The sequence below is a fragment of the Allolucifera butyrica genome (genome assembly GCF_900476375.1).
GTDB classification, from domain to species: domain Bacteria; phylum Bacillota; class Negativicutes; order Sporomusales; family UPPP01; genus Lucifera; species Lucifera butyrica.
In genome coordinates this window covers 1-14,013 of record NZ_UPPP01000133.1, presented here as the reverse complement: position 1 = coordinate 14,013, position 14,013 = coordinate 1, and the positions used below count along the sequence as shown (strand labels likewise).

Sequence of the window (14,013 nt, the reverse complement as noted above, 5' to 3'; positions counted from 1 at the left end):
GGAAAATAGTATGAATGAAATGATAAGAGATATTTCTGCAGTTGACTATTTTGACCGGGTGATGATTGATAGCCCTAGAGATAGAGAAAGTTGTGCCAGGCTAAAAAAGACGACAAATGCAAGGATTGGGTTAGGCAGGGCAGGGGACAGATGTAAAACGGAAACCTTACTGAAATTTAGAGCGGATCATGCGGTCGCAATGGATGCAGTATGGTCTTATGTCGATGAAAGTATCGTTGATCAGTTTGGATTTTTCAAAGTGCAAACATTAGTGGAAGACAAAGAGCAGTATATCAAAAGGCCAGATTTAGGAAGATTGTTCTCACAGGAAACGATAGATCATATTAAGCATAACTGTATTCATAATCCTGAGGTGCAAATCATAGCAACCGATGGACTAAGCAGCTGTGCCATAAATGCTAATTTAGCAGATATCTATCCTATGATAATGGATGGGTTAACAGCAAAGGGTTATACAATAGGCACTCCTATCTTTGTTAAATATGGCAGGGTTGCAGCCATGGATAAAATAAGTGAAGCATTACAGGCAAGGGTGACGATATTGCTTGTGGGTGAAAGACCGGGTTTGGCAACCGGTGAAAGTATGAGTTCTTACATGGCTTATGAATCGAGCACATTAAAGCCGGAATCACAAAGAACGGTAATTTCTAATATTCATCGAAGAGGTGTACCGGCAGTAGAAGCTGGTGCGCAGATTGTAAATTTAGTAGAAGTGTTAATGCGGGAGAAAAAAAGCGGTGTTGAGTTAAAGATATGATTCGGCTTTTTTATAAGCTGGAGAGATTGAAGGGGGTTTCCTGGTAGACATAGTAGTTGAGCCAGTTGGAGAACAATAAGTTGGCGGCGCTGCGCCAAAGTACCAGCGGCGTTTGGGCGGGGTCGTCGCCGGGATAATAATTGAGCGGAATTTGGATGGACAAGCCCTGGGCCACGTCACGGTCGTATTCGGCTTTCAGGGTGAGCGGATCATATTCGGAGTGGCCGGTGAGGAAAATTTGCCGCCCCTTTTGCGCCGTAACGGTATAAACCCCGGCCATATCGGATTCGGCGACGATGCGTAACTGCGGCACTTTTTCGATATCTTTCCGCCGGACTTCCGTGTGCCGCGAATGGGGCACATAAAAAACATCATCAAAGCCGCGGAACAGTTTGCCCTGGAAGCCGGAAACCTTTTTATGCGGAAAAACGCCGAACATTTTTTGCGGCAGGTCATATTTAGCGATGCCATAGTGATAGTATAAGCCGGCCTGGGCTCCCCAGCAGATATGAAGTGTCGAATAAACATGGGTTTTACTCCACTCCATAATCTGACAAAGTTCATCCCAGTAAGCCACCTGTTCGAAAGGCATCTGCTCAACCGGCGCGCCGGTTATAATCATGCCGTCGTATTTGCGGCCGCGAACGGCGTCAAAAGTTTCGTAAAATTTGATTAAGTGCTCTTGCGGCGTATTCGTCGGGGCATAGGTAGCCGTATAGATAAAGTCCACTTCCACTTGCAGGGGTGAGTTTCCTAATAAGCGGAGCAACTGGGTTTCCGTAGTAATTTTAGTCGGCATGAGATTTAAAAGCAATATTTTAAGGGGTCGTATGTCCTGCGTATAGGCCCGGTCTTCGTACATGACAAAAATATTTTCGCTTTCCAGGATATTGGCGGCGGGCAGGTTATTGGGAATCTTGATCGGCATTGTTACCTCCGGCTTATGTATTTGGAAATCAGTTGTTCTTGTGACTTCCAGACAGTTAAAATATAGGAAAGCACCTGTTTCTTATACAAACAGATGCTCCCTTCATCTAATTTAATCTTAATGACTTCCACCGGCCTTGTCAATGGGCGTAAAAACTGTTAGATTTTACTTGACGAAATCAGGCCGCATTGGATTGACAGCCGGAACGGTTTGCGCGATAATAACCACATACCGACTGGTAGGTATGAAGAAGTATTCTTTTTACGGGAGAGTTAAGAAACGATGACTAAAGAAAATATTACCATTGCTGCTTTGCGGTTGTTTTTGCTGCGCGGTTACAAGTATGTGTCCCTTGTGGATATTGCCGGGGAGGCAGGCATAACGAAAGGCGGAATTTATCATTACTTCGGCAGTAAGGAAGAAGTGCTGTGCACGGCCTTGCACTATTTATTTGACCGGTTTGAGGCAAAATACCAGGAATTGTTCAGCTGTTCGCAAGGAGTGCGGGAAATACTCGATACGGTCATCGCCGAACGGGAAATGGAGCGGTACACGTATCAACTGCTTGGCATCCGTAAAGGCGACTACCGCCTGAACTTTGCCGGTTTGATTTTGGAAGTTATCCAGAATTTCCCGGAAATACAAGGGCGGATTGACCGCAATCACGCTCTGTTCTGCCAGGCAATTGAGACGAAGCTTAAGCAGGCCATGGAGCAGGGTGAAATTCGGTCCGACCTGGACAGTCACGCTCTGGCGATCCTCATTCTGACCATGCTGAATGGTCAGAATTCACTGGGTGAACAATTGAATACGCCGCTGCTGCGAAAACAAATGATGGACAACCTTTGGCAATTGCTTGACCGGAAGTAGCGGGAAATGCCACGACAGGATCATTGGCGGAAATCACATACCGACCGGTAGGTATGTGATGTGAAGGACAGGATTGGCCGAAACCGGAAGAGGAGGAACAATGGGATGAAACGGTTCAGAGTAAAGTATTGGATTCTTCCCGTGATTCTATTTGTTGCATTGATGGCGGCATTCCGGAGCGGGGCATTTTCCAGCGCTAAAAATCAGCCGCCGGCGGATGACGGTGTGGTGAACGTCCAAATCAAGAAAATCCAGTATGTAAGCATGACGCCCCAATTAAAGCTGGATGGTTCGATTGAAGGGCAAACAGCGGCTGCGGTCAGCGCCAAGATTGCCGGACGGATTGAGACGGTGCTTGTGCACGAAGGACAGTCGGTTAAAGCGGGCGACCCACTGGTAAAACTGGAAAGTGTGGAACAGGCCAATTCGGTTCGCACGGCCCGGGACGCTGTTACGAAAGTAAAAATTAATTATGATTTTGCGGCTGCCGATTATAAGCGGTATAAAAAGCTTTATGATCTGGGCGCAATATCCGAGCAGCAGCTCGAAACGGCCGATGCCAAATTAAAATCGTCCCAGGCGGATTTGTCCAGTGCTTCGGCAAGTCTGAACAGCGCGGAACAACAGTACGGGTACGGGGTTATTACGGCCCCTGTGGACGGCGTTGTCGCCAACAAGACGGCGACTGTCGGCCAGGTGGTTTCACCCGGAACGCCGTTGATGGTTGTGGAAAATATTAATACGGTATATGCCGTGGTCAATATTGAACAGGAAGATCTGGGCCGCGTCCAGGCCGGCCAGAAAGCGGCGGCTACTGTGGATGCCTATCCCGGCAAAATATTTGACGGTTTGGTGGAACGGATGAATCCGGCGGCCAGCACGGCCAACCGGATGTTTCGCACGAAAATTAGGATCAATAATACGGCGGGACTTTTAAAGCCGGGTATGTTTACCAAAGTGCAACTGGCAACGGGTGAAGCAGTCCGGGTATTAACGGTGCCGCAGGCTGCGGTAGTTCAAAAACAGGGTTTGTACTATGTTTTTACCCTGGAAAATAATAAAGCGGTGCGTCATCCAGTTGACGTTGGCGCGGTAACGGGTGACAGCATGGTAATTAAATCCGGGCTAAAGGCCGGTGACTCCGTCCTAATCAGTAATGTAAACCAGCTCAAAGACGGGGATGCCGTACAGGTAGCGGAACAGGTGGGGAAAAATGAAACTGACGGAAATTAGTCTGAAGCGGCCTGTATTTGCGACGGTTATGATTCTGGCCCTCGTTACGCTGGGCTTATTCAGTTATCTGTCGCTGAATGTGGATGAATATCCCGATGTTGAAATCCCTGTTGTCGCGGTTACGGTAAATTATCCGGGCGCGTCCCCGGAACAGGTGGAATCGAAAATAACCCAAAAAGTGGAGGAAACGGTCAGTGTCGTACCGGGTGTTGACCATATTACATCGACCGTAAAAGAAGGAACTTCGACAACGGTCATCCAGTTTACCATGGAAACATCCGCCGCCACCGCTGCCCAGGATGTACGCGATAAGGTAGGCCGGCTGCAAGGGGTTTTGCCGCAGGATGCGGATGCGCCGATTGTGACCCGGTTTGATCCGTCGGATTTGCCGATTGCCTCCATTGCTCTGACCGGGAATCTAAGTCAGCGGGAGTTGACGCTGCTGGCCGAAGATGTAGTGACCAAAAGACTGGAAGCGGTCAACGGAGTGGCGGCGGTCAATGTACAGGGAGCGCTGGAGCGGGAAATCCAGGTGAACATGGACAGCAATAAACTAGCCGCTTTTGACCTGACAATTCCGGAAGTATTAAACAGTCTGCGCAGCGAGAATATTGAAAGTCCCGGCGGCCAGCTTACGGATGGAAAACGCAATACGGATTTAAGAACCGTAGGCAGTATTACAGCGCCCGGACAATTTTTGGATCTTCCCATTGCCCGGCGGGACGGGGTGCAGCTCTATGTGCGGGATATTGCCGGTGTGGATGATACCACGAAAACGGCGACAACCCTAACCAAACTAAATGATAAACCGGCCATCGGCCTGGATATTATGAAACAATCCGGCAGCAACACGGTAGAAGTCGCCAAAAATGTCAGGCAGGAAATGGCCAAGATTAAGCAGGACCTGCCGCCGGGAGTGGAAATGACATTAGTGCGGGATAATTCCCGGCAGATTAACGACTCCATTCATGACGTACTGTTTAATCTGGTTTTAGGCGGTCTGCTGGCGGTGGTCATCGTCTTTTTGTTTTTGGGGAACTGGCGAAGCACGGTCATTGCCGCGATCGCCATTCCAACATCGATTGTAACTTCCTTTTTTGTTATGAAGGTTTTGAATTTTACCCTCAATACCATGTCTCTGCTGGCCTTATCCCTGGCTGTCGGGCTCCTGATCGACGATGCCATTGTTGTTATCGAAAACATTGTACGCCACTTGGAAATGGGAAAAGACAAGCAGGTGGCGGCCTCGGAAGGGACCGATGAGATTGGTCTCGCGGTTATGGCAACGACCTTTACCCTGGTTGCCGTATTCCTGCCCGTAGGAATGATGACTGGCATTGTGGGGCAGTTTTTTAAGCAATTCGGGATTACGGTAGCCGTCAGTGTTCTGGTGTCACTGCTGGTTGCTTTTACCCTGACGCCGCTGTTAGCGGCTAAATACCTGGCGCCTGCACCGGAACAGTCCCAAAGCCGGCTGCAAACAATTTGGCGGCAGTGGAACCGGGTCTTTGACCATTGGACCGTTCGTTACAGTGAATTGCTCCGCTATGCTTTGGGACACCGCGGTAAGGTTCTCCTAATCGCCGTGGCGCTGTTCGCAGGCAGCCTGGCGTTGCTGCCGCTGGTGGGATCGACCTTTATTCCCGACGCGGACAACAGCGAACTTTCGGTGTCGGCCAGTGTGGATCCTGGCATGAATGTACAGGCCGTGGGGGACATTGCCGACAAGATATCCCGGATTGTCCACAGTTTGCCGGAGGTAACCATGACCTACAGCACGGCGGACGTGAATTCGATCAATATTGTGACCGAACTGAAACCCAAAAATCAGCGGAACGTCAGCGATAATGACGTGATTGCCGTTCTAAGGGAAAAATTGAATGAAATTCCCGGGGTACAAATCAGCATAACCAAAAAATCCGGTTTGTCGAGTACCAAACCGGTGTCGTTAGTGATTCAGGGAACCTCTCTGGATACACTGGCCGGTCTTGCCGAACAGGTGGAACAAATCGTCGCCGCTACACAGGGAGCGGTTGATGTTTCTTCCAGTTATGAGGCTGGCAACCCCGATGCCCAAGTCGTAGTGGACCGGGATAAGGCCTCGGATCTTGGCGTATCGACGGCCAATATTGCCGATACCCTGCAAACCATGTTTAACGGTACCGTTGTGTCCCAATACCGGGATGAGGACGATTCCTATGACGTGCGGGTCATACTGGCTCCTGACGACCGGCGCAGCCTGACGGATGTAAATCACGTCTACCTGCCGAGTGCGTACCGGGACAATAACGGGCAAACCGTCATGATTCCTCTTTCGGCGGTAACCAAGACGGTTTATGCTACCAGTCCGACTCAAATTCTGCGTTATGACCGGCAGGACCAGGTTACGATTTCAGCCAATTTGCGCGGCATTACCCTGGGGGATTTCAACAAGCTGCTGGCTAAGAAACTGGCGGCTGTTAAACTGCCCGACGGATATCGATTTGTCGCTACGGGACAATCGCAGCAAATGGCGGATGCCTTTCAGGGAATTCTCATAGCCTTGGCCATGGCGGTGCTGTTTATCTTCTTTGTTCTTGCCGCCCAGTTTGAAAACTATATTGATCCGTTTGCCATTATGCTGGCTTTGCCGCTGGCGATTATCGGCGCGATTCTGGGTCTCCTGGCTATGCACAGCACGCTCAACATGATGTCTTTAATCGGGATTATCATGTTGATGGGGCTGGTTACGAAAAACGCAATCCTGCTGATTGATTTTGCCAAACAGCGGATTGGGCAGGGCGTAGAGCGGAACCAGGCTTTAATTGAGGCCGCGGTGATCCGGATGCGGCCGATCATGATGACGACCACCGCCATGGTGTTCGGCATGCTCCCTCTGGCGTTTGGCATCGGACCGGGCGCCGAAACCCGGGCACCCATGGCGCATGCCATTATCGGCGGTCTGATTACCTCAACCATTTTAACGCTGATCGTTGTTCCGGTGGTGTATACCATATTGGATGATTTAAGAAGCCGTAAATGGAGTGTCAGCATGGCGCACGGACTGCTGGATGCCAGTCATGACAGCAACACTCAAACTGATGATGTGCTGCCGGATCATAAAGCATAAGCCGGTTTGGCGGCGATGTTTTTTCCCAAACAGCCTATGCGGATGTTATAATTAATAAATCAGGCCGGAAGCAAAAACTACAGAATTAATCTTGCGTTAGGATGATGAAATGATGCTTGTTAAGTGGGAACAAATAAGTAATCAGTTAACGAGTGGCTTGATGGTCATGCTGGTGGTTGTATTTTTTTTAAGCAAGGCTAAGTTATTTCGCGGCATAATGCTTAAAAGCGGGACTTCAGCGAATGAAAAGATAGGAATTTCGGTATTCTTTGGAGTGGTGGGCATTTTAGGCAGTTACATCGGTCTTCCCGTGACGGACGGTTTTGCGAATATCCGCGCGATTGGCGTAGTCGTGGCCGGTTTAGTGGGAGGGCGCGCGGTAGGGCTGGGAGCGGGTCTGATCGCCGGCTTTCATCGATATTATCTGGGCGGATTCAGCGCTTTGGGCAGTGCCTTGGCTACCGTGCTCGAAGGATTCGCCGCGGGTATGTTCAGTAAAAGAGTCCCGGCGCAGGAAAAATGGCCCTATGCCCTGGTATTGGGATTTTTTCTTGAATTTTGCCATATGATATTGCTGCTGCTGGTAGACAGGCCCTTTGAACAGGCGGTGCGTTTTGTCGAGGAGATAGCGCCGCCGATGCTTTTCATGAATACGCTGGGAATTACGGCTCTAGTTATAATTCTGGAAAATATTTTTCGCGAGCAGGAACTGGTGGAAGGGGCTGCCGCCAGATTGACACTGCAAATTGCCAGCACTACGGTAACTTATTTGCGGAAAGGGTTGAACCGGCAGTCGGCGGAAAAGACCGCGCAAATTATTTATAGCACTGTCAAAGAGTTAGCTGCGGTGGTAGTTACCAATCGTACAGAGGTTTTGTCATCCGTCGGTGCGCCGGTGCACGGCCATATCGGGACAGCTTTTACCCGGAGTACGGAACGTGCTATTGCTACCGGTGAGTATACGCTGGCCCAAACCCGCGCTGAAATAGGCTGTCAGCATTCGGATTGCCTGCTGGGATCGAAAATTGTTGCACCGCTGAAAGACCATGAAGAGGTAATCGGGGCCCTTATTATTTATAAATTTGGCGAGAATAGCATCCGTCCCTTTGAGATCGAACTGATTAAAGGCCTGGCGCTGTTAATATCAACCCAGCTTGAAGTCAGTAAGGGGGAACGTCAATCGGTCCTGTTAGCCCGGGCGGAAATCAAAGCGCTGCAGGCGCAGGTAAATCCCCATTTTCTATTTAACGCCTTAAACACGATTGTTTACTATTGCCGGAAGCAACCGGAAACTGCCAGAAAACTGTTAATTCATTTAGGCAACTATTACCGGAACAACTTGACCCTTTCCGATACGATGATCAGTCTGGAAAAAGAAATTCAGCGCGTCAATGATTATGTCAAAATCGAAGCGGCAAGATTTCAGGGCAAACTTAGGGTTATATATGATATACCCGAAGAATGCAAATGCTATGTTCCCCCTTTGATCTTGCAGCCGATTGTGGAAAATGCTATTAAACACGGACTTTATCCAAAGAGGGAAGGGGGAACGGTGACTATTTCGGGCCGGGCAGAGGAAGACAAAGTAAAACTTATGGTAGAAGATAACGGCGTCGGTATGGCAAAAGCGCAGATCAAGGAAGTATTTAAACCGGACCCGAAAGGGGACCATATTGGGATCAGTAATGTCAATAACCGTTTGAAAAACTTTTGCGGTGAACAATATGGCCTGTTCATAGAAAGTGAACTGGGAAAAGGTACCAAGGTAACCATTTCACTTCCCGCTGCAAAGGAGGATGAGGATGTTAAAAGCGATTATTGTGGATGATGAATATCCGGCCCGGGAAGAACTTAAGTGTATGCTCGAAGAACTGAAAGGCATTCAGGTGATTGGCGAATTTGAAGATGGCTCCGAGACGGTCGAGTTCTTGAAATGGAGTCAGCACCAGACGGATGTAATTTTTTTGGATGTGCAAATGCGCGAAAAAGACGGAATTACCACAGCCTGGGAAATTTTGCAACTGCCGCATCCGCCGCATATTATTTTTGTTACGGGGTATGGTGAATATGCCGTTAAGGCCTTTGAACTGAACGCTGTGGATTATATTTTAAAGCCTTATGATGAACAGCGGCTGGAGCAAACAATCAAAAAACTGCAGTCTCTTCACGTCTCCAGTAACCTTGCCAATACCCGCGTTTGTGATTTTTTTAATAAAAATGAAGCAAGCGGTCACCGGCGATTTTGCGTTTGGGCTAATGAAAGAATGCTTATATTGCATCCTGCCGATATCTTTTTTGTAAAGGCCGACGAGAAAGGCAAGTGTTTGATTTGCAGCGCCAAGGGGAACTTTATTACCAAACTGGCGCTGAAAGAAATTGAGGAAAAACTGGCGTCCCAATCCTTTTTCCGGACGCATAAAAGCTATCTGGTTAATCTTGATAAAGTATGTGAAGTGATCCCCTGGTTTAATAATACGTACATGCTTAGGCTGGAAGGATATAATGACGAACAGGTTCCCGTCGCCCGGCATTATCTAAAAGAGTTTAATAAGGCATTTGAAAAGATATAAAGTATAATTATATTTATGTATTTCGTTAGGAAAAAAAGGCGCTTTAGGCGCCTTTTTTGTTATTTTAACCAATTTTAGAATTTTTAAAAAAAACGTCGTGATATCATGGGAGCAAATATAGTTCACTAGAAAAATCAAGGAGGGACTGTTTTATGAAAGCGTTCGATAAGTTGGTGGTGCTGGACCTGACAAGAGTTTTGGCAGGTCCGTACGCTTCCATGATGCTCGCCGATTTTGGAGCGGACGTAATTAAAATTGAAAGTCCGGCAACAGGAGATGATTCACGCAGTTTCGGACCCTTTGTCGGTAAAGAAAGCGCCTATTTTATGAGTCTGAACCGGGGCAAGCGCTCAATGACTTTAAACCTTAAGTCGCCTGAAGCGCAGGAACTCTTTAAGAAAATGGTCAAAAAGGCGGATATTGTGGTCGAAAATTATCGGCCCGGAACAATGGAAAAGTTTGGCCTGGGATATGATGTTCTGCGGGAAATCAATCCCCGTCTTATCTATGCCGCCTGTTCCGGCTTTGGACATAGCGGACCTTATATGTCGAAGCCAGCTTATGATGTAATTGTGCAGGGAATGGGCGGAATTATGAGTATTACCGGGCAGGAAGGGGGAGAACCGACACGGACCGGAGCGTCGGTCGGTGATATTACCGCCGGTTTATTTACGGTGATTGGCATATTGACGGCATTATACAGCCGGTCGGCAACCGGAAAGGGACAAAAAGTGGATGTGGCAATGTTGGACTGTCAGGTAGCCATATTGGAAAATGCAATTGCCAGATATTTAGTTTCCGGGACAGTGCCCGGTCCCATCGGCAACCGTCATCCGTCCATTACGCCTTTTGAAGCCTTCCGCGCCAAGGATGGATATATTATCATTGCCGTGGGAAATGACAGGTTATGGGAAAAGTTTTGTCAGTTAGTAAACCGTACGGAGCTGATCCATGATGAACGCTTTGCCACAAACGCCAGCAGAACTAAAAATCAAAAACAACTCAAAACAATATTAGACGGCATATTTCCTGCCCAAACCGTTGACGCGTGGATTGAAATCCTGGATGGCGCCGGCATTCCCTGCGGACCGATTAATACGGTCGATCGTGTGTTAACAAATCCGCAGATTCAGGCGCGGGACATGATTGTTGAAGTTGTGCATCCCGTAGCCGGCAGCCTGAAGATGCCGGGCCTACCCATCAAGCTGTCGGAAACTCCGGGGGCGGTGGAAACCCCAGCGCCGCTGCTGGGGCAGCATACTGAGAAAATTTTACAGGACTTTATGGGCCTGAGTAAGGAACAGATTGCGGACTTGCGGGCCCAAAAAGCGATTTGATCTGCCGGTTATCTTTGCATTTATTGAAAGGGGAGTTAGTAACATGGAAAAAGAAACGTTATGGGCTCAACGATGGAAAGCACTTTTTTTTGCAGCAATGCTCGGATTTGTTTTTTCCGTTAATTATACAAATCACGGACCTCTTGTACCGACCTTAATAAAAGAACTTTCTATCACAATGGCGCTGGCCGGATTTTTCACAACGGCTATCTTTTTTACCCATGGTTTGCTGCAAATGCCGGGAGGCGCTTTTTCCGACAAGCTGGGGGCTAAGAAAGTAGCAGCGATTGGTCTGTTCATAATAACCATCGGCAATGTCATGATCGGTTTTTCCAATACGTATCACGAAATTCTCGTGTGGAAATTTATTACCGGCATTGGCACCGGTTCGGCCATTGTTGCCGGATTGCGCTATGTGCCGACCTTTTTCGCCGGCAAAGAAATCCAGCTGGCCCAGGGTGTCTATGGCGGTTCGATTCTAATGGGGGCCGGTTTTGTAATCTATGTTATTCCGCAACTCCTCAGCACGCTGGGGTGGCATGGCGTGTTTTTCACAACCGGCGGCATGGCGGGAGCTTTTCTGATCCTATGGCTTCTTTTTGCTCCCAATACGCCGGTTACTGGTACAGTACAGAAAATTGACTGGGGTTATATACTTGGCGGCCGGAATATGTGGCTGCTTACGCTGGCGCAGCTGGGAAGCTTCGGCACGAGTACCTCGGCAGGCGTTTGGGTAAATACGCTGCTGATCAAAAATGTTCATGTTGAACCGAAGATGGCTGGGATAGTCGGTTCCTTGGTGCTTTTACTCGGCATTATCTCAAGACCTCTGGGTGGAATTATTCTGGGGAAAAAGTGGCTCTCGACCAAATCTTTGTTAGTTTTGTCCCATTTTTGTTTAGCCCTTGGTTTTGTGGCGATAGCCAATGCGAAAACCTTGCCAGTGGCCGCCGCTGCTATTGTTTTTACCGGGATTATGGCGGGTTTGCCTTTTGGCGGAATCTTCAATTTTGCCGTATATAGTTGTCCGAAAAATCCCGGCTTAGCGATGGGCTTTGTAAATACGCTGGGCGCCTGGGGGGTCATGGCGCTGCCGCCGGTTATCGGGCTGCTGGTGGATCAAAGCGGCAGTTTTGCCAGCGGTTTTTATCTTCTGGGCGGTACGGCGTTTATAGGTAGTTTTGCTTCGATCTTTCTTTTGCGCCGGGATGAAGTAGTAATCTAAAAAATAAGCGAAGGTATTTTCTTTTAAACCACGGACTATGTTTTAATTTAGGCGGGGTTTATTGATGGAGGTAAGGTATGGTTACGATTCAGGAAAAAGTCCGGAATATGAAGGAGATGCAAAGAAAAGTAAAGGCCGGCGGGGGCGAAAAGCGGATTGCCAAACAACATGCCGGCGGCAAGCTGACGGCGCGGGAAAGGATTGAAAAGCTGCTTGATCCCGGTACATTTGTTGAGCTTGATCAATTTGTAAAGCATCGTTGCGTTCATTTCGGCATGGAAAAAGAAGAAGCTCCCGGTGAAGGGGTAGTAACCGGTTACGGTACGGTGGACGGACGCTTGGTGTATATCTATGCGCAGGATTTTACAGTTGTCGGCGGCTCACTGGGTGAAATGCATGCTGCTAAAATTGTTAAAGTCCAGGATTTGGCGCTCAAAATGGGTGCTCCCATTATTGGCCTTAATGACTCAGGCGGCGCACGGATTCAAGAAGGAATCGACGCTTTATCCGGGTTCGGTAAAATATTTTGGCGCAATACCCAGGCATCCGGTGTAATTCCTCAAATTTCGATTATTATGGGGCCATGCGCCGGCGGTGCAGTTTATTCACCCGCGCTGACTGATTTTATCTTCATGGTGAAGGATACCAGCCAGATGTTTATTACAGGACCTCAGGTTATCAAGTCCGTTACCGCCGAAGAAGTAACAGCCGAGGCACTCGGCGGCGCCGTAACGCATAATAGCACATCGGGTGTAGCGCATTTTGCGGCTGAAAATGACGAAGACTGCATGCGCCAGGTAAGGTATCTTTTAAATTTTCTGCCCGGCAATAACCTAGAGGGTGCTCCGGTTGTCGATACCGGCGATGATCCTAACCGTACAGAAGCAAGTTTAAATGAATTATTGCCGGATAATCCTAATCAGCCTTACGACATGAAAGATATTATGAAAGCAGTCATCGATAACGGTGAGTTTTATGAAATACAGTCTCAATACGCGCAAAACATTATTACCGGTTTTGCGCGTATTAATGGTCAAACGGTAGGAATGGTCGCCAGCCAGCCGCAGATTATGGCTGGATGCCTTGATATTAATGCGTCCGACAAGGCCGCACGGTTCATTCGCTTTTGCGATGCATTTAATATTCCTTTGATAACGCTGGTGGATGTGCCGGGCTTTTTGCCAGGCACTACTCAGGAATATGGCGGTATCATCCGGCATGGCGCAAAAATGCTATATGCCTATTCTGAAGCAACTGTGCCGAAAATTACCGTGATTATCCGGAAGGCCTACGGCGGCGCTTATATTGCCATGTGTTCGCAACACCTGGGAGCCGACCAGGTTATGGCTTGGCCATCGGCGGAAATCGCGGTCATGGGACCGGCGGGTGCCGCCAACATTATCTTCCGCGGTGATCCGGATGTGCAGGCCAAGACGGCGAAATACATCGAAGAGTTTGCCACACCCTATAAAGCTGCCGAACGCGGCTTTGTGGACATGGTCATCGAGCCGAAGGAAACCCGGCCCCGTATTATCGCGGCCCTCAACATGCTGGCGACAAAGCGGGAAAACAGGCCGGCCAAGAAACATGGTAACATTCCCTTGTAATCTCTGATTTCACTGCCATGGATCCGGGTTTTATTAACAGCTAGAAAGGAGACCTGCAAAATGACAGTACCTGATTCGATGGAAGGCGCGATCATATTAAGCGTTATCGATTTTCTACTGAGCTTCGTAATTATTTATGGCATCAGCCTGGTTTTGTATATATTTCCCCATCTGAACAAGCTGGGCCATGTCGATGAAAGCAAGCTGAAGGGCGGCCACTAATTCTTGTTCGTAACCTTATACTATAGGAGGAAAGTGCATGTTTGAACAAATCTCGTCGCTACTGTATTCGCTGGTCGAACAAACCGGCCTTGCCCAGCTTTGGTGGGGCAACGTGGTAATGATTATTGTCGGTG

Annotated in this window: 11 protein-coding genes; 10 read left to right on the top strand and 1 reads right to left on the bottom strand. The window is 48.5% G+C overall.

Going from position 1 to position 14,013, the window contains the following annotated elements; all coding sequences use genetic code 11:
* Positions 1-10: 10 nt before the first annotated feature.
* Entirely contained in the window at positions 11-778 is a 768-nt protein-coding gene (gene eutC, locus LUCIF_RS24440; RefSeq protein WP_122630424.1) for an ethanolamine ammonia-lyase subunit EutC, read from the top strand.
* 10 nt (positions 779-788) lie between these two features.
* Here eutC and metA read toward each other — a convergent pair whose 3' ends face one another.
* Positions 789-1,706, bottom strand: coding sequence for a homoserine O-acetyltransferase MetA (gene metA / locus LUCIF_RS24435; RefSeq protein ID WP_122630423.1), 918 nt, complete (start codon positions 1,704-1,706; stop codon positions 789-791).
* Positions 1,707-1,988: 282 nt separating this feature from the next.
* Between metA and LUCIF_RS24430 the strand changes: the two genes are divergently transcribed.
* The 9 genes from LUCIF_RS24430 (at position 1,989) to LUCIF_RS26325 (ending at position 13,879) form a co-directional block, all read left to right on the top strand.
* Complete coding sequence (locus tag LUCIF_RS24430) at positions 1,989-2,576, top strand: TetR/AcrR family transcriptional regulator (RefSeq protein ID WP_122630422.1); 588 nt, start codon at positions 1,989-1,991, stop codon at positions 2,574-2,576.
* Positions 2,577-2,681: 105 nt separating this feature from the next.
* Positions 2,682-3,809, top strand: a complete 1,128-nt coding sequence (locus LUCIF_RS24425; RefSeq protein WP_122630421.1) for an efflux RND transporter periplasmic adaptor subunit — start codon at positions 2,682-2,684, stop codon at positions 3,807-3,809.
* On the top strand, positions 3,790-6,918 hold the full coding sequence (locus LUCIF_RS24420) for an efflux RND transporter permease subunit (RefSeq protein WP_122630420.1): 3,129 nt from the start codon (positions 3,790-3,792) through the stop codon (positions 6,916-6,918). The genes LUCIF_RS24425 and LUCIF_RS24420 overlap by 20 nt, the downstream gene beginning before the upstream one ends.
* Positions 6,919-7,027: 109 nt before the next feature.
* Complete coding sequence (locus LUCIF_RS24415) at positions 7,028-8,746, top strand: LytS/YhcK type 5TM receptor domain-containing protein (protein ID WP_122630419.1); 1,719 nt, start codon at positions 7,028-7,030, stop codon at positions 8,744-8,746.
* Positions 8,721-9,488, top strand: a complete 768-nt coding sequence (locus tag LUCIF_RS24410; protein WP_165866155.1) for a LytR/AlgR family response regulator transcription factor — start codon at positions 8,721-8,723, stop codon at positions 9,486-9,488. Before LUCIF_RS24415 ends, LUCIF_RS24410 begins: the two co-directional genes overlap by 26 nt.
* A gap of 152 nt (positions 9,489-9,640) precedes the next feature.
* Positions 9,641-10,825, top strand: coding sequence for a CaiB/BaiF CoA transferase family protein (locus LUCIF_RS24405; RefSeq protein WP_122630417.1), 1,185 nt, complete (start codon positions 9,641-9,643; stop codon positions 10,823-10,825).
* Between the two features lie 43 nt (positions 10,826-10,868).
* Entirely contained in the window at positions 10,869-12,050 is a 1,182-nt protein-coding gene (locus tag LUCIF_RS24400; protein ID WP_122630416.1) for an MFS transporter, read from the top strand.
* A 77-nt stretch (positions 12,051-12,127) separates the two neighbouring features.
* Complete coding sequence (mmdA, locus tag LUCIF_RS24395) at positions 12,128-13,657, top strand: methylmalonyl-CoA decarboxylase subunit alpha (RefSeq protein ID WP_122630415.1); 1,530 nt, start codon at positions 12,128-12,130, stop codon at positions 13,655-13,657.
* 60 nt (positions 13,658-13,717) lie between these two features.
* A complete protein-coding gene (locus LUCIF_RS26325; RefSeq protein WP_165865920.1) occupies positions 13,718-13,879 on the top strand; it encodes a hypothetical protein in 162 nt (53 codons plus the stop codon).
* Positions 13,880-14,013 lie beyond the last annotated feature (134 nt).